The organism is Gordonia sp. UBA7599, assembly GCA_002477755.1.
Taxonomy (GTDB): Bacteria; Actinomycetota; Actinomycetes; order Mycobacteriales; family Mycobacteriaceae; genus Gordonia.
Map to the genome: position 1 here is coordinate 1 of DLKD01000004.1, position 19,949 is coordinate 19,949.

At 67.8% G+C, this 19,949-nt stretch carries 19 protein-coding genes, 1 tRNA gene and 1 pseudogene; 12 read left to right on the top strand and 9 right to left on the bottom strand.

Translation table 11 applies throughout. The annotated features are described in order from the left end of the window. Both B4L26_RS00120 and B4L26_RS00125 read left to right on the top strand, forming a co-directional pair. A partial coding sequence (locus B4L26_RS00120) for a citrate synthase (protein WP_290714380.1) occupies positions 1–987 on the top strand: 987 nt, incomplete at its 5' end. Between the two features lie 2 nt (positions 988–989). Beyond that, positions 990–1,358, top strand: coding sequence for an FKBP-type peptidyl-prolyl cis-trans isomerase (locus tag B4L26_RS00125; RefSeq protein WP_290714382.1), 369 nt, complete (start codon positions 990–992; stop codon positions 1,356–1,358). Here the strand turns inward: B4L26_RS00125 and B4L26_RS00130 are convergent. Beyond that, positions 1,351–1,797: a hypothetical protein gene (locus tag B4L26_RS00130; protein WP_290714383.1), complete on the bottom strand. Its 447-nt coding sequence runs from the start codon at positions 1,795–1,797 to the stop codon at positions 1,351–1,353. The genes B4L26_RS00125 and B4L26_RS00130 overlap by 8 nt on opposite strands. Positions 1,798–1,854: 57 nt before the next feature. Between B4L26_RS00130 and B4L26_RS00135 the strand changes: the two genes are divergently transcribed. Further along, positions 1,855–2,586 (top strand): enoyl-CoA hydratase, encoded by a 732-nt coding sequence (locus tag B4L26_RS00135; RefSeq protein ID WP_290714384.1) that lies wholly within the window; start codon positions 1,855–1,857, stop codon positions 2,584–2,586. A gap of 4 nt (positions 2,587–2,590) precedes the next feature. Here B4L26_RS00135 and B4L26_RS00140 read toward each other — a convergent pair whose 3' ends face one another. Genes B4L26_RS00140 through B4L26_RS00150 form a run of 3 tightly spaced genes read right to left on the bottom strand, consistent with a single transcriptional unit; the run spans position 2,591 to position 5,797 of the window. After that, positions 2,591–3,910: a D-arabinono-1,4-lactone oxidase gene (locus B4L26_RS00140; RefSeq protein WP_409563492.1), complete on the bottom strand. Its 1,320-nt coding sequence runs from the start codon at positions 3,908–3,910 to the stop codon at positions 2,591–2,593. After that, positions 3,898–5,184: an alanine racemase gene (locus B4L26_RS00145; RefSeq protein WP_409563491.1), complete on the bottom strand. Its 1,287-nt coding sequence runs from the start codon at positions 5,182–5,184 to the stop codon at positions 3,898–3,900. Before B4L26_RS00145 ends, B4L26_RS00140 begins: the two co-directional genes overlap by 13 nt. Then, positions 5,144–5,797, bottom strand: coding sequence for a TetR/AcrR family transcriptional regulator (locus tag B4L26_RS00150; RefSeq protein ID WP_290714389.1), 654 nt, complete (start codon positions 5,795–5,797; stop codon positions 5,144–5,146). The genes B4L26_RS00145 and B4L26_RS00150 overlap by 41 nt, the downstream gene beginning before the upstream one ends. Positions 5,798–5,878: 81 nt before the next feature. Between B4L26_RS00150 and B4L26_RS00155 the strand changes: the two are divergent. Next, positions 5,879–7,044, top strand: a pseudogene (locus B4L26_RS00155) (MBL fold metallo-hydrolase). After that, positions 7,041–9,578 (top strand): HAD-IC family P-type ATPase, encoded by a 2,538-nt coding sequence (locus tag B4L26_RS00160; RefSeq protein WP_290714390.1) that lies wholly within the window; start codon positions 7,041–7,043, stop codon positions 9,576–9,578. Before B4L26_RS00155 ends, B4L26_RS00160 begins: the two are co-directional and overlap by 4 nt. On the opposite strand, the gene B4L26_RS00165 is transcribed toward B4L26_RS00160, so the two are convergent. After that, positions 9,521–10,132: a DNA-3-methyladenine glycosylase gene (locus B4L26_RS00165; protein WP_290714392.1), complete on the bottom strand. Its 612-nt coding sequence runs from the start codon at positions 10,130–10,132 to the stop codon at positions 9,521–9,523. The two genes, B4L26_RS00160 and B4L26_RS00165, sit on opposite strands and share 58 nt — an antisense overlap. Here B4L26_RS00165 and B4L26_RS00170 point away from each other — a divergent pair. The 3 genes from B4L26_RS00170 to B4L26_RS00180 all read left to right on the top strand — a co-directional run bounded on the left by B4L26_RS00170 (position 10,131) and on the right by B4L26_RS00180 (position 12,330). Further along, on the top strand, positions 10,131–10,583 hold the full coding sequence (locus tag B4L26_RS00170) for a type II toxin-antitoxin system Rv0910 family toxin (RefSeq protein ID WP_290714394.1): 453 nt from the start codon (positions 10,131–10,133) through the stop codon (positions 10,581–10,583). The genes B4L26_RS00165 and B4L26_RS00170 overlap by 2 nt on opposite strands. Continuing rightward, a complete protein-coding gene (locus B4L26_RS00175) occupies positions 10,580–12,232 on the top strand; it encodes a substrate-binding domain-containing protein (RefSeq protein WP_290714395.1) in 1,653 nt (550 codons plus the stop codon). Before B4L26_RS00170 ends, B4L26_RS00175 begins: the two co-directional genes overlap by 4 nt. A gap of 25 nt (positions 12,233–12,257) precedes the next feature. Further along, positions 12,258–12,330 (top strand) — tRNA-Arg (locus B4L26_RS00180). Positions 12,331–12,404: 74 nt separating this feature from the next. Here B4L26_RS00180 and B4L26_RS00185 read toward each other — a convergent pair. Next, positions 12,405–12,911 (bottom strand): nuclear transport factor 2 family protein, encoded by a 507-nt coding sequence (locus B4L26_RS00185; protein ID WP_290714396.1) that lies wholly within the window; start codon positions 12,909–12,911, stop codon positions 12,405–12,407. Between the two features lie 208 nt (positions 12,912–13,119). On the opposite strand from B4L26_RS00185, the gene B4L26_RS00190 reads away from it, so the two are divergent. Continuing rightward, complete coding sequence (locus B4L26_RS00190; RefSeq protein WP_290714397.1) at positions 13,120–14,649, top strand: LGFP repeat-containing protein; 1,530 nt, start codon at positions 13,120–13,122, stop codon at positions 14,647–14,649. A 35-nt stretch (positions 14,650–14,684) separates the two neighbouring features. Continuing rightward, a complete protein-coding gene (gene cobF / locus B4L26_RS00195) occupies positions 14,685–15,485 on the top strand; it encodes a precorrin-6A synthase (deacetylating) (RefSeq protein ID WP_290714399.1) in 801 nt (266 codons plus the stop codon). On the opposite strand, the gene B4L26_RS00200 is transcribed toward cobF, so the two are convergent. Then, entirely contained in the window at positions 15,459–16,226 is a 768-nt protein-coding gene (locus tag B4L26_RS00200; RefSeq protein WP_290714431.1) for a 3'(2'),5'-bisphosphate nucleotidase CysQ, read from the bottom strand. The genes cobF and B4L26_RS00200 overlap by 27 nt on opposite strands. On the opposite strand from B4L26_RS00200, the gene B4L26_RS00205 reads away from it, so the two are divergent. Both B4L26_RS00205 and B4L26_RS00210 read left to right on the top strand, forming a co-directional pair. Continuing rightward, the gene (locus tag B4L26_RS00205; protein WP_290714400.1) at positions 16,225–17,106 is read left to right on the top strand and encodes an Fpg/Nei family DNA glycosylase; all 882 of its coding nucleotides are present in this window, start codon (positions 16,225–16,227) and stop codon (positions 17,104–17,106) included. The genes B4L26_RS00200 and B4L26_RS00205 overlap by 2 nt on opposite strands. Before the next feature lie 13 nt (positions 17,107–17,119). Beyond that, positions 17,120–17,863 (top strand): SDR family oxidoreductase, encoded by a 744-nt coding sequence (locus B4L26_RS00210; RefSeq protein WP_290714401.1) that lies wholly within the window; start codon positions 17,120–17,122, stop codon positions 17,861–17,863. A 23-nt stretch (positions 17,864–17,886) separates the two neighbouring features. Here the strand turns inward: B4L26_RS00210 and pgi are convergent, their stop codons facing one another. Next, positions 17,887–19,533, bottom strand: coding sequence for a glucose-6-phosphate isomerase (gene pgi / locus B4L26_RS00215; RefSeq protein WP_290714403.1), 1,647 nt, complete (start codon positions 19,531–19,533; stop codon positions 17,887–17,889). 70 nt (positions 19,534–19,603) lie between these two features. Continuing rightward, on the bottom strand, positions 19,604–19,912 hold the full coding sequence (locus B4L26_RS00220) for a chorismate mutase (protein ID WP_290714404.1): 309 nt from the start codon (positions 19,910–19,912) through the stop codon (positions 19,604–19,606). Positions 19,913–19,949 lie beyond the last annotated feature (37 nt).

Genomic DNA, 19,949 nt, shown 5'->3' on the forward strand with positions numbered 1-19,949 from the left:
GCCAAGCTCGAAGCCGAGATCAAAAAGCACTGGTTTATTCACGAGAATATCAAGCACCTGATCGACGCCTTCCGCCACGACGCGCACCCCATGGGCATGTTCATCAGCGCGGTCGGCGCGTCGTCGAGTTTCCACCCCGAGTCGGCCAATATCTTCGACCCGGCCATCCGCAACGAGCAGATCGTGCGGCTGATCTCCGAGGTGCCGACGATCGCGGCCTTCTCGTACCGCCATATCCGCGGCCTGCCGGTGGTGTACCCCGACGACGATCTGAGCTACACCGGCAATTTCCTGAGCATGATGTTCAAGCGCACCGAGCACCACTACAAGCCCAACCCCGTGCTTGAGCGCGCGCTCGATATCCTGTTCATCCTGCACGCCGACCACGAGCAGAACTGTTCGACGTCGACGGTGCGCTTGGTCGGGTCGAGCCAGGCCAACCTGTTCACCTCGATCTCCGGCGGCATCAACGCGCTGTGGGGCCCGCTGCACGGCGGCGCCAACCAGGCGGTGCTGGAGATGCTGGAGGACATCCAGCGCAGCGGCGGCGACACCAAGGCGTTCATGACGAAGGTCAAGAACAAGGAAGACGGCGTGAAGCTCATGGGCTTCGGGCATCGCGTCTATAAGAACTACGACCCGCGCGCCGCGATCGTCAAGAAGACGGCCGACTCCATCCTCGAATCCCTCGGCGTGGAGGACGAGATGCTCGACATCGCCAAGGGCCTGGAAGAGGTTGCACTGAGCGACGACTACTTCATCGAGCGCAAGCTCTACCCGAACGTCGACTTCTACACCGGCGTGATCTACCGGGCGATGGGCTTCCCGACGCGCATGTTCACCGTGTTGTTCGCCCTGGGCCGCCTGCCCGGCTGGATCGCCCACTGGCGCGAGATGCACAACGACCCGACGACCAAGATCGGTCGTCCGCGCCAGCTGTACACCGGGTACACCGAGCGCGACTACGTCGCGATGGGAGACCGGTAGACATGGCGAATCTCGAGAAGCCCGAGGTCGAGTTCCCCGACGGTCCTGCGCCGGCGGAACTGGTGATCAGCGACATCGTCGTCGGCGACGGCGCCGAGGCTCTCCCCGGTGCGACGGTCGACGTGCACTACGTGGGCGTTGAGTACGACAGCGGCGAGGAGTTCGACTCCTCGTGGGGCCGCGGCGAGTCGGTCGAGTTCCCGCTGAACCGGCTCATCCCGGGCTGGCAGGAGGGCATTCCGGGCATGAAGGTCGGCGGCCGTCGTCGGCTGACGGTGCCCCCGGCCCTGGCCTACGGTCCCGCAGGTGCCGGGCACCGGCTGTCGGGTAAGACGCTGGTCTTTGTGATCGATCTGCTCGGCGTCAGCTGAGCCCGTGTGGCGGCGCTTCGGTGCCGCGCACCCCGCACAACGCTGCGGCGCGCTCGCCGTTTACGGTGCGCTCGACCTTCAGCTTGTTGTTGACGAACAGCTTGCAGCTGGCCTGCATGCCTTCCTGCTGAATCTTCACCGCGAGGATCTGGTTGGGCACCGCGCTGCGGAAGCTGAATCGACGGTGGAAGCGACCGTCGGCCTGTCGCTCGTCGGGGCGGAAGTTGAAGTGCTGCTGGCGCAGGATGTTGCCGCCGTTGATGTAGGAGACGGTCGTCCACGTCGTTTCCGAATAGACGTCGAAAGAGATCACGTCGCCCCGGCCCGGGTGGGCCCAGCTGGCGGCGGCCTCGGGGGCGGCCACCGCGCCCACTCCGGCGATTGCTCCGAGCCCGATGAACGCGGCTGCTGCGGTAACTTTCAGCTTCGGCATGCGCATGGTTGCAGAGTCTAGCCATCCACACGCCACAGGCCCAGAGGCGGTAGGTTTACCGTCATGATCCATAGCTCCAGCGACGGTGCCGTCACGACGATCGAACTCGACCGGGAGGTCAAGCGCAACGCGCTCGACGAGGAGATGCTCGACGGTCTGTCGGCGGCCTTCACCGCTGCCGTCGACTCCGGCGCCCGGGCCATCGTGCTGACCGGGCGCGGCGCGGTGTTCAGTGCCGGCGCCGATCTGTCCGGTCCGGTGTACGACCTCGACTTCATCGACCGGCTCGTCGCCGTCCTCAAACAGATCGAGGCCACGCCGGTGCCCGTCATCGCCGCGTTGAACGGGACCGCGCTGGGCGCCGGACTCCAGCTTGCGATGGTCGCCGACCTGCGCGTCATGGCGCCGGGGGCGTCGGTGGGCATCCCGGCGGCCAAGATCGGCGTCGCCGTCGACGAATGGACGATCCGGCGCCTGGCTTCCCTCGTCGGTGACGGCCATGCCCGGGGCATCCTGATCGGCTGCGACATGTTGACCGCCGACCGCGCGCTGGGCGTCGGGTTCGCCAACCGGATCGGCGGGCTCGCCGACGCACAGGCGTGGGCCGCGCAAATCGCCGGTTGGGCGCCGCTGACCCTGCAGCACTACAAGATGGTTCTGACCGGCGACGGGGCGCGCGACGCCGCACCGCAGGAGCGCGAAGACGCCATGAAGGCGGCCTGGCTCAGCGAGGACCTCGCCGAGGGGCGTGCTGCGCGGACAGAAAAGCGGACCCCCGTGTTCCGAGGCCGCTGAGGGGTCAGGCCCCCAGGACCCGGTCCAGGTAGTCGTTGGTGAAGACCCGATCGGGGTCGAACCGGTCGCGGACCGCGACGAACTCGTCGAAGCGGGGGTACACGGTGCGCAGGTAGTCTGCATCGCGGGTGTGCATCTTGCCCCAGTGCGGCCGACCGGCGTGCGCGGTCATGATCGCCTCCACGTCGGCGAAATAAGCCGCCGAATCCGCCGGATCGTCCTTGGCGTAGCGGTGCACGGCGATGTAGCCGCTTTCGCGCCCGGCCGCGGTGGAGAGCATCAGGTCATCGGCGGCGGCGGCGCGCACCTCGATCGGGAAGCTGACCCGGTAGCGGCGCTTGTCGATCATCGCCCGCACCTCGCGCAGCGCATCGGGGACGGCCTCGACGGGGATGGCGTACTCCATCTCCCGGAAGCGCACCTCGCGCGAGGAGATGAAGATGTTGGTCGACGAGTCGACGATCGTGCGCGCCGACAGCGCGCGCCCGCTGAGTTGGTTGATCGTCGGGACGGCGGCGGGCACGCGCCGACCGATCGCGCACATCAGCCCGAACAGCTTGTTGGAGAGCAGCTCGTCGTCGATGTAGCGGCGCACCGACGACGGTCCGCTCACCGGCGTCGTCGCTGGGAGCCGCGTGTTGGTCTTGGTCAGGCAGCAGTCGGTGTGCGGGAACCAGTAGAACTCGTAGTGGTCGATCGAGGCGATCGTCTCGTCCCATCCGGCCAGCACCTCGTCGAATCGGCCGGGTGCCTCGACCGCCTCCAGATGGAACGCGGGCACGCACCGCAGCGTGATGTCGGTCAGAACGCCGAGTGCACCGAGGCCCAGCGCAGCGGCGGCCAGATCGGGGTCATCGGCAGTTATGTGGACTTGCTCGCCTCGTCCGTTCACGAGCGTCACCCCGGCGATCTGGGTGCTGATGCCGCCGAAGGCGGCGCCGGTGCCGTGGGTGCCGGTCGACGTGGCACCCGCGACCGTCTGCCGGTCGACGTCGCCGAGGTTGGCCATGGCCAGGCCCAGTGGGGCGAGCAGCCTGGGGATCTCATGCAGGTGGGTGCCCGCGGCCAGCGTGACGGTGCCCGCAGCGGCGTCGGCGCTGACCACGCCGCGCAGTTGCGACAGCCGCACCTGGATGTCGGTCGGCACCCCGATCCCGCTGAAGCTGTGCCCGGCGCCGATCGGCTTGACCTTGCGCCCCGAGGCGGCGGCGTCGGCGACGACTGCCTGTAGCTCCGCGACAGTGGCGGGCACGACCACCGTCGGGTCGGCCTCGTAGGTGTGGCCCCAGTTCTCCCAATGCTCGGTGCTGCTCACAGGAAGCACTTCCCCTCGCCGCGATAGGTCGGTACGACGTCGACGACGCGCGGCCCGCCGTCGGCGCCCCGGTCGATGATCGCGACCTCGTTGGCGTGTTCGGCGGGTTCGCCGGACTTGGTGTGGCGAAACCACACCCGGTCGCCGATCCCGAGGTGGCGGGCACCCGGGCCGCGCAACGGGGTCTGCACCTCGCCCGCGGCCTCCGAACCGATGTAGGAGAGCCCGGCCGGCCACACGGGCTTCGGGAGCCGATCGAGTGCGGGCGGGCCCGAGGCGATCCACCCGCCGCCGAGGGCGGTCACGATGTCGCGCGACGGGCGGCGGACGATGTCGAGGCCGAAGCACATGGCCGGGGCGGGTTGGAAGTGCGAGTAGCCGTCGAACAGGTGACCTCCGAAGAATCCGCTGCCCGCCGCGATGTCGGTCACCGACGGGTCGGTCGAGGTCGCCTCGAGCGACCCGGTGCCGCCCGCGTTCACGAATTCCAAGTCGGCGTACTCCCGGATCGCGGCGACCGCCTTGCTGCGCCGCGCGATCAGCTCCCGCATCGACCGCGACTGAATCACCCCGATCGCCTGGTTGCGCATCGCGCCCGCCGCGTCGTCGGCGAACCCGGCGACCTGCGCCTCGTAGGACATGACTCCGACCAGCGTGAAGCCGGGGCGCCGGGTGATCGTTGCGGCGAGCCGAGCGGCGTCGGCCACCGAGTGGATGGGGGATCGACGCACGCCGAGGTGGACCATCCCGCGCGCGTAACGCAGCGACGCGTCCAGGTCGATGGCCACGCGCACCGGTCGCCGTCCCGACGGTGCCACGGTCGCATCGATGACGTCGAGGTGGCGGGGCGAGTCGACAAGCAGGGTGACGCGCTGCGCCGCGGTCTCGTCGGCGAGGAGGCGGCCGATGGCGGCCGTCGACACCGACGGATAGCCGAGCAAGACGTCGGGGATCTCTGCGGCGGTGGCGAGCCAGCGTGCCTCGTCGACGGTGTAGGCCAACACTCCGGCGAAGCCGTCGCGTCGCAGGATGTCGCTGATCACCGATCGCACGCGCAGGGACTTGCTCGCCACGCGGATGGGCACCCCGCCGGCGCGGCGCCTCAGGTCGGCGATGTTGTGTTCAAGCGCAATCGCGTCGACCGCCAGGACGGGCGCGGGTAGCCGCGCAGCCCGCACGGCGGCGTCGATCCCCGCCCAGTACGCCTCCGGGTCATCGAACCAGGTTTCCACGCCCACCAATCTATTCGCCGCTGGAATCGCTCTCGTCGGCTGCCACCGCATACGTCATGATCCAGTCTTTGATCGCATCGATGACCTGTTCGGTCTGCTTCTCGTCGGTGGTCGTCAGGTAGACCATCCCGACGGCGTTGGTGGCCGCGATGAGCAGTGGCCCGAGTTTCTCCGAAGGCAGAGACCAGTTGGTGCCGTGACGTTGTGCGATCGATTCGAGTGTCGCGGTTCCGAGTTCGTAGAGCCGCTGCCACATTTCGCGGCCGGCCTTGCGCAGTTCCTCCTGCTGGCGCGAGTAGAGCGCGAGCGACATGGTGGCGTGCACACGACCGGGGTCTTTCACAATGAGGAGGAACAGTGCCTGCAGAGACTGATCGACCTCGCGCTCGACACCGGCCAGTCCGTCACCGGGCAGGTCTCCGGCAGGGGTGTACTCGCGGATCTCGTCGGCCAGCGAGGTGTGCCTGCGCGGCACCGCTTGGTCGATGACGGCGGTGAGCAGTGCCATTCGCGACTCGAATGCGTAGTGGAAGCTGGCCAGCGGCATGTTGGCTTGGGCGCACACCCTTCGCGTCGTGGCGCCCTCGACCCCGTGGTCGGCGATAACCCGGTAGGCGGCTTCGATCAGCGCCTCTCGACGCTCCTCGACCGACATGCGCGCCATCGCAACCTCATTCCGTCTGCCCCCGGAATTCTCGGACATGTGTCCTGATGTGTCGATCCTAACGTGCATCCGCTCGGTACATTGGATGCGGTGACGGACAAGGGAATTCGCCATAGCGCATCGTCGGCGGTACGCGGTGCAATATCGGGCGCGACCGGGCGGCTGGCGGGCGTCGGGGTGCCCCCCGCCCGGGCGATCGGCGCCACCCTCGAGGCGATCGCCGCCGAAGTAGCCGGATCGAGATTCCTCGTCGACGGGCGGTTCGCCAATGCCGATCCGCCGTCGCCGATGATGGGTAACCCCGCCGCGGCGCTGGGCGACATGATCCGGCGCCCCGGACGGCCCACCCGCAAGGTCATGGTGACCACCCCGACTTCGCACACTCACCGCGCGACCTCGCGGCGACCTGGCTGGGACATGCCAGTGTGCTCGTCGAGCTGGACGGTGCGCGGATCCTCACCGACCCGGTGTTCTCACGACGCGCCTCCCCGTCGCAAGCGGTCGGCCCGGCCCGGCTGCACCCGCTGCCCTGCAGCGTCGACGAGCTCCCGCCGATCGACGTCGTGCTGATCAGCCACGACCACTACGACCACCTCGACACCGCCACCGTTGTGGAAATCGCCCGCCTGCAGCCGGACGTGGTGTTCGTCTGCCCGCTCGGCGTCGGCGCACACCTGCGGTCGTGGGGGATCGGGGCCGACCGGATCCGTATGGCGGAGTGGGACTCCGATGTCGTGGTCCCCACCGCCAGCGGTCATCTCAAGTTCGTCGCGGTGCCCGCACGCCACTTCTCCGGCCGCGGCCTGGACCGCAACGTGACGATGTGGGCGAGTTGGGCGGTGATCGGTCCGCGCCACCGGGTGTTCTTTTCCGGCGACACCGGGTTCAGCGAGTCCTTCGACGACGTCGGCCTGGTCCACGGTCCGTTCCACCTGACGCTGATCGCGATCGGCGCCTATGACCCGTTGTGGCCCGACATCCACGTCAACCCGGAGGAAGCGGTCACGATCCACCGGATGCTGACGCGTGGAGAAGACGCGCTGCTCCTGCCCATCCATTGGGGTACGTTCAACCTCGCGCGACACAGGTGGGGCGAACCCGCCGCGCGGCTCTCGGATGCAGCGGCCCCATCACCGGGCCGATCCCGGGTCGACATCGTCATCCCCCAACCGGGCGGTGAGTTCGACGTCACCCGTCGCACCGGTACCGCCACGGTCGCACCTGACTGGTGGAAGGAGTCGACGTGACCGTCGAAACCCCGGAACGGACCGATCCGGTCGACCCCGCGCGCGGGCTCACCGCGGCGCAAGTCGCCCAGCGCGTCTCGGCCGGACAGGTGAACGTCGCCGGTGAGAAGACCGGCCGGACCGTGGGCGAGATCATCCGCGCCAACGTGTTCACGCGCATCAACGCCATGCTCGGCGTCCTCTTCGCGCTGGTGATGACCACCGGGTCGTTCAAGAACGGCCTCTTCGGGCTGATCATCATCGCCAACAGCGGTATCGGCATCATCCAGGAGATCCGCGCCAAGCAGACGCTCGACCGGCTCTCCATCGTCGGACAGGCCAAGCCGGCGGTGCGCCGCGACGGCGTCGCGGTCCAGGTGGCGCCCGAGGAAGTCGTCCTCGACGACATCATCGAGCTGGGGCCCGGCGACCAGATCGTCGTCGACGGGGAGACGGTGGAGTCCGCGGCGCTCGACGTCGACGAATCCCTGCTTACCGGTGAGGCCGACGCCGTCGACAAGGCGGTCGGCGACAAGATCCTCTCGGGCAGTTTCGTCGTGTCGGGATCAGGGTCCTACCGTGCGACGAAGGTCGGCTCCGAGGCTTACGCCGCGAAGCTGGCGGCCGAGGCATCGAAGTTCACCCTCGTCGATTCCGAGCTGCGCAACGGCATCAACAAGATCCTGCAGGTCATCACGTGGCTGCTGATCCCGGCCGGCATCCTCACGATCATCAACCAGCTGTTCATCGCCGGTGACGGGTCGCTCGCGTGGGAGTCGGTCAAGCCCGGCATCCTGGGCATGGTGGCGGCCCTGGTCCCGATGGTCCCCGAGGGCCTGGTACTGATGACGTCGATCGCCTTCGCTGTCGGCGTCGTCCGCCTCGGTCAGCGGCAGTGCCTGGTCAACGAGCTGCCGGCCATCGAAGGGTTGGCCCGCGTCAACATTGTCTGCGCCGACAAGACGGGCACGCTGACGGAGAACGGGATGCGGCTGTCGGAACTGCAGCTGATCGATGGCTCCGGCGTCGACGAGGAGCAGGCCCGCGCGGTTCTCGCGGCAATGGCGGCGGCCGACCCGCGCCCCAACGCGAGCATCGAAGCCATCGGCGAGGCCTACCCCGACGGCCCCAATTGGACGGCGACGTCGGTGCAGCCGTTCTCGTCGGCGCTCAAGTGGAGCGGCATGTCATTCGCCGACGCGTCCGGATCGTCGGCGGGCAACTGGTTGATCGGCGCGCCCGACATCCTGCTCGACCCGTCCAGCGCGGTGTCCGCCCAGGCCACGGCGATCGGCGAGACCGGCCTGCGGGTGCTCCTGCTGGCCCGCACCGACATCGCGGTCGACGAGCCCGGCGCCGTCGATCAGATGACGCCGGTGGCCTTGGTGATCTTGGAGCAGCGCGTGCGCCCCGACGCCAAGGACACCCTCGACTACTTCGAGCGACAGCATGTCGCGGTGAAGGTGATCTCCGGTGACAACGCGCGCTCGGTGGGCGCCGTCGCGGCGTCGCTCGGACTGGGATCGGTCGAGAACGCTGTCGATGGCCGGCAGCTTCCGAAGGAGACCGACGAGCTGGCCGAGGTCGTCACCGACGGCACCGTGTTCGGCCGGATCCGGCCAGACCAGAAGCGGGCGATGGTCAAGGCGCTGCAGTCGCGCCACAACACCGTCGCGATGACTGGCGACGGCGTCAACGACGTGCTGGCCCTCAAAGACGCCGATATCGGCGTCGCAATGGGTTCGGGCAGCTCCGCGGCCCGGTCGGTGGCACAGATCGTGCTCCTCGACAACAAGTTCGCGACGCTGCCCTACGTCGTCGGCGAGGGCCGGCGCGTCATCGGCAACATCGAGCGCGTCGCCAACCTGTTCCTCACCAAGACGGTCTACGCGGTCCTGCTCGCACTGCTGGTCGGGATCGCCGGGGTCGCGGGCAAGATCTTCGGCTTCGCGTCGTTGGCCTACCCGTTCCAGCCGATCCACATCACCATCTCGGCGTGGTTCACCATCGGCGTCCCGGCCTTCGTCCTGTCGCTGGCCCCGAACAACGAGCGCGCGCGCACCGGTTTCGTCAAGCGGGTCCTGACCCACGCGGTGCCCAACGGGATCATCGTCGGACTGGTCACGTTCATCACGTTCGTGCTGGTCAATCCGGGTGGATCCGACGGCCCGCGGTTGGGCATCGAGGCCGACCATGTGCCGCCCGCCGTCGCGCAGGCGTCCACCGCGACGCTGATGGCGCTCATCGCCACCGCCTTCTACGTCCTCGTCGTCGTTGCGCGGCCTTACACGTGGTGGAAGATCGCACTGCTGGTCGTCTCAGCGCTGGCCTATGTCGTCATCTTCACCTGGCACCAGACACAGGAGTGGTTCAACCTCGATTCGTCGAACTGGGGCAACAACGCCGTCGGGCTCGGGCTCGCTGTCGTCGGGATGGTCGCGATCGAAGTGGTCAATCGCCTCATCCCCCGATTCGTCCCCGAGGACCGCCCGTTGGCCTACGAGTTCGACGACGATGTCGACGACGAGGAGTTGGCTTCCCCGGCTCGCGGGTGACGGCGGTAGGCCGACACTGACGGCTCGTCGGCAAGCCAGAACCGCCACGGCTGCTCCGCGGCGCGCCGCACGCCGACGCGCGGCCCGCTGAGGATGCGCGCGGCATCGATTGCCGCGCCGGCGGGGCGCAGCGTCACCGGTGACGGGTCGCGCAAGTCGGTACCGAGGTCCTCGATCGTGATCCCTAGCGCTTGGGTGAGGTTGCCGGGCCCGCGAGCGAGCGCGTCGTCGTCGCGGGCGCTGAGGCGCCGCTCGCGCGCCGTGTCGACGCCGTCGACGATGCGTCCAGCGCGGATCAGCACGGCGCTCGCGCTCTCGGTGGGACCGGTCACGACGTTGGCGCAGTGGTGTCCGTGGAGGCGGTAGACGTAGAGCCGCATCGGCGGTCCATACATGATTTCCGACCGCGGCGTCCGGGTGAAGGCGTGCGACGCCGGGTCGTTCACCCCGTCGTAGGCCTCTACCTCGGTGATCATGACCGTGGCGCCGTGGCCGACGAGGTGACAGCCCAACAGTTCCCGGGCCCGCGTTAGCACAGTAGGCTGATGTCTCATGGCCAAGGTGAGCGACTCCGTGCGTGTTGACATGTCCGTCGAGGACGCGTGGGCCCATGCTTCCGATTTGTCCCAGTACGACGAGTGGCTCACGCTGCACGACGGGTGGCGCAGCGAGGTCCCCGCGCCCAGCGATCTGACCAAGGGTGTCAAGGTGTCCTCGGTGGTCAAGCTTAAAGGTGTGCGAGTCCGATTCAATTGGACCGTCGAGAAGTTCGACCCACCGCACGAGGTCCGCCTCAAGGGCGACGGCAAAGGTGGTGTGAAGGCCAAGTTGGACCTGGCCATCACCCCCGACGGCGACGGCGCGAAGGTGACCTTCGAAATCGATCTGGGCGGGTTGCCGCTGATCGGTCCGGCAGGCAAGGCCGCGGCGCTCGCCACGAGGGACGACTTGCACCGGTCGCTGGAGAACTTCAAGTCAGTCTTCGTCGCTGAGGAGTCGAAATGAGCCGACACGCCACCACCGATTCCGGGTTCGGATTTGAGCACGCCGACACCAGCACGCCCCGCCGCTCGGGGCTGATCTGGGCGATCGCCTCCTTGCTGGTCGTCCTCGCCCTCGTCGGCGGGTTCGTCGCTTGGCGCGGTGGTGCGTTCGGGTGCAAGGACGAGCCGGTCACCGTCGCCGTCGACCCGGCGCTGGCGGGCCCCCTCAAGGAGGTCGCCGAGTCCGCAGCCGGGAAGTGCTATGCGTTCACCGTGACGGCGCTGCCCGGTCCCGACGTCCCGGCGCACCTCACCTCCCCCGACAAGACGCCCGACCTGTGGGTCGGCGACTCGTCGGCACAGGTCCGGCGCGTGAGTGAGCAGGTGAAGCGACCACTGCCAGCCGTTGCCGACTCGATCGCCAAGAGCCCGGTCGTCGTCACCGGACAGCAGGTCTCCACGCTCAAGAGCTGGGTCGACGTGATGAAGCTGCCCAACCTGCGGATGGGTTCGCCGATCGACACGACCATCGGCGACGTCCCGATCATGGGTGCGCTGGCCGAGGTCGACACCGGCCGCATCACCCAGAAGCAATTGATCGATGCCATGACGATCCTGGCCGTCCAGCAGAACAATGCTCGTACGGCCAACGATTCCGAGGGATACCGGCTCAACCTGGCCAACACCAATGCCGACATCCCGGTGTTGACCACCGAGCAGCAGTTCGTGCTGTTCACCAAGACGCACCAGGGTTCGCAGTTGAAGGCTGCCACCCCGCAGGACGGCGATGTCATCCTGGACTATCCGTTGGTGAACACGGCCGGGCAGGACCGCAGTGAGACCGCGCAGAAGGCCGGCAAAGCCCTCACGGACGCAATCAACTCCAGCGAGGGCAAGCAGATCCTGGGACGGTCGTTCTTCCGCGACGCGCAGGGCAAGCCCCTGGCCGACGGTGCCGGCGTCGGGGACGTGAAGCCCTTGACCCTGAAGGATCCAGCGCAGGTCGACCGTGCGCTGCGCCAGTGGCAGGTCCTGGCGATCCCCATCCGGACGCTCGTCGTCGAGGATGTCTCCGGCTCGATGGTTGCCAGCACGGGCTCGGGCACGCGCGCGGACCTGATGCGCGAGGCGTCGCTGTCCGGGCTGAAAATGTTCCCGAACAACGCCCAGATCGGCTTTTGGGTATTCAGTATCGACCGCGGCGGACCCGGGATCGACTACAAGGAGGCCGCGCAGATCCGACCACTGGGTGCCCGATCCGCTGACGGCCGGACGCATCGCGAGGTGCTCGCCGACACCGTGAAGAGCGAACTCACCGACGTCCACGGTGGAACCGGGTTGTACGACACCACGCTCGCCGCGTACAAGAAGGTACAGAGCACCTACGACCCGAACTACTCGAATTCGGTCATCATCATGACTGACGGGACCAACGAGGATGCCAACAGCATCGGTCTCGAGGATCTGCTGGGCGAGCTCAAGAAGATGCAGGACCCGGCGCGGCCCGTGCTGATCCTGACCATTGGAATCTCCGACAGCGCCGATGCCAAGGCGCTGAAGATGATCGCCGATGCGACCGGTGGCACCTCCTATACCGCGAAGACGCCGAACGATATCCGCTCGGTTTTCGTCAACGCGATCGCTGCCCGCGTGGAGGCGGCCGGAAAATAGTGTGACATGCGCATTCGCGCATCCCGCTCCCGTAGCTCAGGGGATAGAGCACGGCTCTCCTAAAGCCGGTGTCGTAGGTTCGAATCCTACCGGGAGCACAACTGTCTTGCGGGTTGCGACCGTGGGTCGACACCGATCGTGCCGCCTGCGGCGAACACCGATTTCGATGGACTCATCGGTCGGCCTCCAACTGCTCTCCGATCGCGCCGATGACCGTTTGCAGGCCCTGGAGGGGCCGGATCATGACGGTGAATTCGGTGAGTCGGTTGTCAGGACCCCAACGAACGATGTCGACTCCGTTGACCTCTCGCCCCGCAACGTCGGCGGTGAACAGCAGGACCGCGGAATTGTCGTCGCGATCGATCCACTCGTGGTGGTACTGAATGCTCGGAGCGAGCACACTCAGCGCTGCCCAGAGAAACATCTCGACCGCTTCTCTTCCGTGCTTGGGCTTGTACATGGCCGGTGAACGGAACACGATGTCCTCGCTGAGGAGACTTCGGAGGGTATCGCGGTCGGGGTTGCTCACGAGTCGGTGCCAGGCATGAAGTGCTTCCGGCAGTGTCGAGTCGGTCATGGGGCTCTCCAGATTCTGTTTTGCATCGGCAGGTCGGTTTCTTGCGCAGTCATTGTTCTCGGTGACGACTCTTGCACCAACCCCTTGCCTGGGGTCTTTCATCCATCGCGGGTGAAAGTAACGATTCAGCCACCAGGAGGTTCCGCCGCCGCTGTTGCGGCACTAGGGTGGCTATCGGCAACCAACTCGAGATTTCACTCCGGTGGGACCTTCTGGGTGTCGTTACGATTCCGCTGCACAGTTTGCGATCGTGTAGCAAGCTATGTGCAGGTATGGATTTAACCTGCCATGAGGACAAGGAGTGCACGGAGTGAAACCCGTACAGAAGAATTCAGGGCTGCACGCCCTGCGCCGGCTCGCGGTGGGTGTTGTTGCCGCGGCCGGTTCACTGATGCTCGTCGCCCCGCTCGCGCATGCGGCTCCGGCCGACGATGCCCGCGGTGCAATCGACAAGGCCGCCGCCGCAGTCGCCGACGGATCGGCCGACCAGGGCTTCCGCAACACCGGTCTCGGTGAGAAGGAAGGCGACGTCACGTCGGTCGGCGACGGTTTCGAGCAGAAGTACGCCGGCGGCGCGATCTACTGGTCTGACAAGACCGGCGCGCAGGTCCTCTACGGCGCGATCAACGACAAGTTCGTCGAGGAGCAGGGCCCGACCGGCTCGTTGGGCTTCCCGACGAAGAGCGAGGGCGTCGCACCGGCACCCGAGGGTGCGCGCTACGCCGAGTTCGCTGCCGAGGACCATCCGAAGATCTACTGGACCCCTCAGACGGGTGCTTGGGTCGTCCGCGGCCCGTTCGCAGCTGCTCTGGCTGATCCGCAGATCGCCGGTGCGCTCGGCGTTCCGGTTGGTGCCGCCGAGGTCAACGGCGACATCATCACGCAGAAGTTCGCCAACGGCACGCTCACCTTTGATGCCAAGACCGGCAAGTGGATCAACCTGCCCGACATCGGGCTGCCGGACCTCGGTGCCAAGCTGGGTGGCCTGAAGTGGCCGGCGCTCAGCCTGCCGGGTTGGCCCAAGATCAACCTGCCGAACGTCGGTGCCCCCAATGTGAACGTGCCGGACGTCAATGCGCCCGACATCAACGCTCCCGACGTCAACGTCTCCGCACCCAAGACGAGCGGCTTCAACTGGTGGTGGCTGCTGCTGCCGCTGCTGATCATCGGCGGCCTGCTGCTGTTGGCGTGGCTGTGGCGACTGCTGACCGGTAAGGGCAAGGGCCACAACGTGAGCCTGCACGCCCCCGATCTGAAGGCCCCGAACCTCGACGGCGCTGTCGGCGCGGTCAAGGGTGCGGGCGGCAAGATTGCTGCCAGTGCAGCCGGTGCGGCTGCTGCCGCCGGTACTGCTGCTGCGGCGGCCGGTAGCAAGGTCAAGGATGCGGCCGAGGATGCCGCTGGTGCCGCCGGTCGTGCCGGGGACAAGGTCAAGGGTGCCGCCGAAGGCGCCTTCGACAAGGTCAAGGACGGCGCCGAGGATCTCGCTGGCAAGGTCAAGGGTGGTGCCGAGGATCTCGGCGCCGACGCCAAGGGCCTCGTCGGGGACATCAAGGACAAGGGTGCTGCTGGCGCCGCGACTGTCGCTGGTGCGGCTGGTGCAGCCGGTGCGGCTGCGGCGACCTGGACCAAGGCCGACGGGACCACCGTTCCGCTGCCCAAGGGTTCGCACCTCCCGCTGCCCGGCAATGCCGAGCCGAAGGGGTTCCCGATCAAGGGCAACGCAGATTCCGGCCTGTACCACACCCCCGCATCGCGCGCCTACAAGGCGACGATCGCGGAGATCTGGTTCGCGACCGAGGCTGACGCCGAGGCCGCCGGATTCAAGAAGTTCGAGTAATCCAGCACAACCGCCGCGGCCCGGCACCCGACAGGGTGCCGGGCCGCGGTGCGCGGTACACCGTCGACGTCGCGGTGATCGGCGTGGGACCGGGCGGTCCGCGACAGATCACCCTCGAGGCCGTCGACGCACTGGGCCGTCTCGACGCCGTGGTGCTGCTCGACAAGGGTGAGTCCACCGCGTCGATGCGGCGGCTGCGCACCGAGATGCTCGAGCGTTACGCGCCCGACTGCGACGTCCTCGTCGTCGCCGATCCGCCGCGTGATCGCCACCCCTCTGACTACGCCACCGAGGTGCGCCGCTGGCACGCGGCCCGCGTCGATGCCATCGCCGAGGCCATCGCGGCGCTCCCCGAGCAGCCGGGGCGCGATCGGGTCGTCGGATTCCTCGTGTGGGGGGACCCGTCGCTTTACGACAGCACGTTGCGCGTCGTCGATGCCCTGGCAGCGCGGCCGGACTGGTCGGTGCACCTGTCCGTAATCCCCGGCGTGACCAGTGCCTCGGCATTGACGGCCGCCCATGGGATTACCGCCAACCGCATCGGCGAACCCGTTCACATCACCACCGGACGCCGCCTGCCCAGCACGCCGGAGGCAGTGGCGGGCAACCAGATCGTCATGCTCGACGGCGCGGAGGCCTTCCGCGCGGCCGCGCGGCCCGGTGACGAGATCTATTGGGGCGCCAACCTGGGCACCGACGACGAGGTGGTGATCTCCGGTCCCGTCGAGCAGGTCGCCGACGAGATCAGCGCTGCCCGCGAGGAATGCAAGCGCCGGGCCGGTTGGGTGATGGACATCTACCTGTTGCGCTCACCAGACGTTGTCGAGGGCACTTAGAACGTCGTCGGCGATCTCGCGCCGGCAGATCACGAAGTCCGGCATGTATGGCATGCGCTGGTTGTAGATGATCTCCGAGCCGTCGAGTCGGCTGCAATGCAGTCCCGCGGCGTCGCACACGCCGACCGGTGCGCAGTTGTCCCACTCGTACTGCCCGCCCGCGTGCACGTAAGCGTCGACATCACCGCGCACCACCGCCATGGCCTTGGCCCCGGCGGATCCGATCGAGACGCGCTGGAGCCCCAAGGCATTGGCGACGTGCGCGGATTCGTAGCTGCCGCCGTAGCGGGAGACCGCGATGCGCCCGGTCAACGAGCCCCCGACCTGCTCGACGTCGTCGGAGCGGAACAGCTCGTCGCGCGCGGGGATGGCCACGGCCGCGGCAGTGGGCCGACCGTTGACGGTCAGTGCGACGTGAACCGCCCAGTCGGCGGTGCCGTGGCAGAACTCGCTGGTCCCGTCGAGGGGGTCGATGATCCACACCCGCTCCGCTGTCGAACGGTCGCCGACATCGTCGGCTTCTTCTGACAGGACGGCGTCGTGCGGGCGTCGGCGGCGCAGCGCCGCACCGATCCACGCCTGTGCGATCTGGTCGCCGGCATCGCCGATCAACCGGCCGTCGAGCAGACCGCCGTGGCGCACGCCGAGCAGGATCCGGCCGGCGCCACGGGCGATCTCGGCCGCCAACTCACCGTCGGACAGCTGTGCACTCACCCTCTCACTAGAGCACACTTGACCCATGCCCGAGCTACCGGAGGTCACGGCGATAGCCGACTTCCTCGACGAGCGCATGGCCGGACTCCCGATCCGCCGCGTCGATGTGGCGTCGCTGGCGGTTCTCAAGACCGCCGATCCGCCCTACACGGCGCTGGTGGGCCGCACCGTCGCGTCGGTCGGCCGGATCGGCAAATACCTCGTCATTACGACTGTGGGCGCCGACGACGGCGAGCCGCTGCACCTGGTCATCCACCTGTCGCGCGCCGGATGGGTGCGGTGGAGCGAGAACCTGTCGCCCACGCCGCCGCGCCCCGGCGGCAAGGGTCCCATCGCGCTGCGCGTGCACGCGGGCCTGCCGGGGGAGGGGTTCGATGTGACGGAGGCAGGTACGCAGAAACGGCTGGCGGTGTGGGTCGTTACCGATCCGCTCGACGTCGAGCGGATCGCCGGGCTGGGCCCCGACGCGCTGGCATTGAGTCGTGGTGAGCTCGCGCAGATCTGCGCGGGCAGTTCAGCCCGCATCAAGAACCTGCTCACCGATCAGCGCATCATCGCCGGCATCGGCAACGCCTACTCCGATGAGATCCTGCACCGCGCCCGACTTTCGCCGTTCGCCACCGCCAAAGGGTTGTCCGACGACCAGCTCGACGCGTTGCACTCGGCAATTACCGAGGTGCTGCGCGACGCACTCGCGCGGCTCGAGGGACCGGGCGGGGTGGCGACGATGAAGGCGGAGAAGCGCTCCGGGCTGCAGGTCCACGCGCGCACCGGGTTGCCGTGCCCGGTGTGTGGCGACACCGTCGCGCAGGTCGCCTTCGCCGACCGGTCATTCCAGTACTGCCCGACCTGTCAGACGGGTGGCAAGAAGCTTGCCGACCGTCGAATGTCGCGACTGCTCAAGTGAGTAGGGTGGCGTGGTGACCACACGCGAGAAGATCCTGATCACCGGTGCCAGCTCCGGGCTGGGCGAGGGCATGGCGCGCGCATTCGCCGCGCAAGGACGGGCGCTGGCGCTATGTGCGCGTCGCCTCGACCGGCTCGAGGCGCTGGCCGCGGAACTGCGCGACAGCGCCGCGCAGGTGGCCGTCGCGCAGCTTGACGTCACCGACTTCGACTCGGTGCCGGTGGTCTTCGGCAAGCTGCGCGACGAACTGGGCGGTCTGGACCGGGTCATCGTCAACGCCGGGCTGGGCAAGGGTGCGCCGATCGGTACCGGCAAGGCCAGGGCCAACTTGGAGACCGTCCAGACGAACCTCGCCGGCGCGCTGGCCCAGGCGGAGGCGGCACTGGAGATCTTCCGGGAGCAGGGCTACGGGCACCTCGTACTCATCAGCTCGGTAAGCGCCAACCGCGGCCTTCCCAAGGCGCAGGCGGCGTACTCGGCGTCGAAGGCGGGGGTCACGGCCCTGGGGCAGGCGCTGCAGGCGGAGTTCGCCGGCAAGCCGATCGCCGTCACGATCATCGAACCCGGCTACATCGAGACCGACATCAACCGTGGCGTGAAGACCAGACTGATGACCAAGACCGACGACGGGGTGGCCGCCATGGTGGCCGCCATCGAGGCGGAGAAGGAGTACGCCGCGGTGCCGCGCTGGCCGTGGGAGCCGCTGGCGGCGGCGATGCGCCACCTGCCCGGGTCGGTGTCGCGCCGGATGGTCTGAAGACCCTTCCGACGCGAGCGCAATCAGACGCTGCGACCCTGCTGGGCCCGGTACCACGCGACCAGCGCGTCGGTGGAGGAGTCGCCCAGGTCGGCCGGCGGGTCGGCGGAGGTGAGGGCCCCGAGAAGTTCGGACGCCTGCTTCTTGCCCAGTTCGACACCCCACTGGTCGAAGGAGTCGATGCCCCAGACGGCTCCTTCGACGAACACCTGGTGCTCGTAGAGGGCGATCAGCTGACCCAGGGTGGACGGCGTCAGCTTGGGCGCAAAAATCGTCGTCGACGGCCGGTTGCCTGGCATCACCTTGTGTGCGATGAGCTCGGGCGCCACGCCCTCGGCGGCGATGTCCTCGGCGGTCTTGCCGAAGGCGAGGACCTTTGTCTGAGCGAGGAAGTTGCTGATCAGGAGGTCGTGCATCGACGTCCCGTCGTCGGTGATGACGTCGCGGAACGGCGTGGCGAAACCGATGAAGTCGGCCGGGATCATCCGCGTCCCCTGGTGCAGGAGCTGGAAGAAGGCGTGTTGGCCATTGGTGCCCGGTTCGCCCCACCACACCTGGCCGGTGTCGCAGGAGACCGGGTGCCCGGTGCGGGTCACCGACTTGCCGTTGGACTCCATCGACAGTTGCTGCAGGTAGGCGGTGAAACGCGCGAGGTCGTTGGCATATGGCAGCACGGCCTTGTTGCCGGCGTCGAAGAAGTTGTCGTACCAGACATCGAGCATGCCCAGCAGGACGGGGGCGTTGGCCTCCAGCGGCGCCGAGGCGAAGTGTTCGTCGATCGTGTGGAAGCCGTCGAGGAACTCGGCGAATCCTTCCTTGCCGATCGCCAGCATCACCGAGAGCCCGATGGCCGAGTCGACCGAGTAGCGCCCGCCGACCCAATCCCAGAACTCGAACATGTTTGCCGGGTCGATGCCGAAGGCCGCGACGGCCTCGGTGTTGGTGCTGACCGCGACGAAATGCCGCGAGACCGCGGCCGAATCACCGAGCGCGTCGACCAACCAATTGCGTGCGGCCCGTGCGTTGGACAGGGTCTCCTGCGTGGTGAACGTCTTCGACGAGATGGCGAACAGCGTCGTCGCGGGGTCGACACCGTCGAGGGTGGCGAGGATGTCGGCCGGGTCGACGTTGGACACGAAGTGGGTACGCGGGCCGTCGTGGTAGTCCCGCAGCGCGCCGCACACCATCGCCGGCCCCAGGTCGGAGCCGCCGATGCCGATGTTGACGACGTCGGTGATGGCCTCGCCGGTGAAGCCGCGCCACGCCCCGGAGCGGACGGCATCGGTGAACGCGCCCATCGCGGTGAGGACCTGGTGGACCTGCGCGACCACCTCCACGTCGTCGACGACGAGCTTGGCCGTGGCGGGCAGGCGCAGGGCGGTGTGCAGGACCGAGCGGTCCTCAGAGGTGTTGATGCGGGCGCCGGCGAGCATGGCGTCGCGCTGCTCCTCGACGCCGGTCTCTCGGGCCAGCGACAGCAACAGCTCCAGAGTCTCGCGCGTCACGCGGTTCTTCGAGTAGTCGATGCGCAGGTCGCCAGCAGTGACCACGAGGTCGTTGCCGCGATCGGGATCGAGCGCGAACAGCTCGCGCAGGGTAGTCGCGTACACGTGCGGCTGGTGGGCCGCGAGCGCGTGCCACGACTGTGTGGCGGTCACATCGTCGCTCATGGTTCCACCATATGGTCTGCGCTCGGTTGCCGCCGGGGCACTGGCCTATCGGCTCTGTCCGGGCGCCGGTCTATCGGCCCAACGGCCCCCGGCCCAGGCGCAGTAGCAGCATCGCCAGGGTGTGGCCTTCTTGGCCGAGGTCGGCGAAGCGGTCGAGGACCTTGACCTCGCGGCTGTGGACCAAGCGCGGCCCGCCCGAGGCCATTCGCGCCGCCCCAATGCGCTTGGACACCGCCGAACGCCGCTTGATCGCGGCGAGGATGATCGCATCGAGCCGGTCGATCTCGACGCGCAGGACCTCGATGTCGTCGGGCAGCACGGTGACATCGTCGGACAGGTTGTGGTCTGCCGGATCGAAGGGCTGCGTTTGGTCGCTCACGACGACGATTTTGCCACGCGACGCCGCGCAGCCGATC

Coding starts and splice junctions, on each gene's coding strand:
- B4L26_RS00125 (WP_290714382.1), top strand. CDS start 990: ATGGCGAATCTCGAGAAGCCCGAGGTCGAGTTCCCCGACGGTCCTGCG.
- B4L26_RS00130 (WP_290714383.1), bottom strand. CDS start 1,797: ATGCGCATGCCGAAGCTGAAAGTTACCGCAGCAGCCGCGTTCATCGGG.
- B4L26_RS00135 (WP_290714384.1), top strand. CDS start 1,855: ATGATCCATAGCTCCAGCGACGGTGCCGTCACGACGATCGAACTCGAC.
- B4L26_RS00145 (WP_409563491.1), bottom strand. CDS start 5,184: ATGCGGTGGCAGCCGACGAGAGCGATTCCAGCGGCGAATAGATTGGTG.
- B4L26_RS00150 (WP_290714389.1), bottom strand. CDS start 5,797: ATGGCGCGCATGTCGGTCGAGGAGCGTCGAGAGGCGCTGATCGAAGCC.
- B4L26_RS00170 (WP_290714394.1), top strand. CDS start 10,131: ATGGCCAAGGTGAGCGACTCCGTGCGTGTTGACATGTCCGTCGAGGAC.
- B4L26_RS00165 (WP_290714392.1), bottom strand. CDS start 10,132: ATGAGACATCAGCCTACTGTGCTAACGCGGGCCCGGGAACTGTTGGGC.
- B4L26_RS00175 (WP_290714395.1), top strand. CDS start 10,580: ATGAGCCGACACGCCACCACCGATTCCGGGTTCGGATTTGAGCACGCC.
- B4L26_RS00185 (WP_290714396.1), bottom strand. CDS start 12,911: ATGAAAGACCCCAGGCAAGGGGTTGGTGCAAGAGTCGTCACCGAGAAC.
- B4L26_RS00205 (WP_290714400.1), top strand. CDS start 16,225: ATGCCCGAGCTACCGGAGGTCACGGCGATAGCCGACTTCCTCGACGAG.
- B4L26_RS00200 (WP_290714431.1), bottom strand. CDS start 16,226: ATGGGTCAAGTGTGCTCTAGTGAGAGGGTGAGTGCACAGCTGTCCGAC.
- pgi (WP_290714403.1), bottom strand. CDS start 19,533: ATGAGCGACGATGTGACCGCCACACAGTCGTGGCACGCGCTCGCGGCC.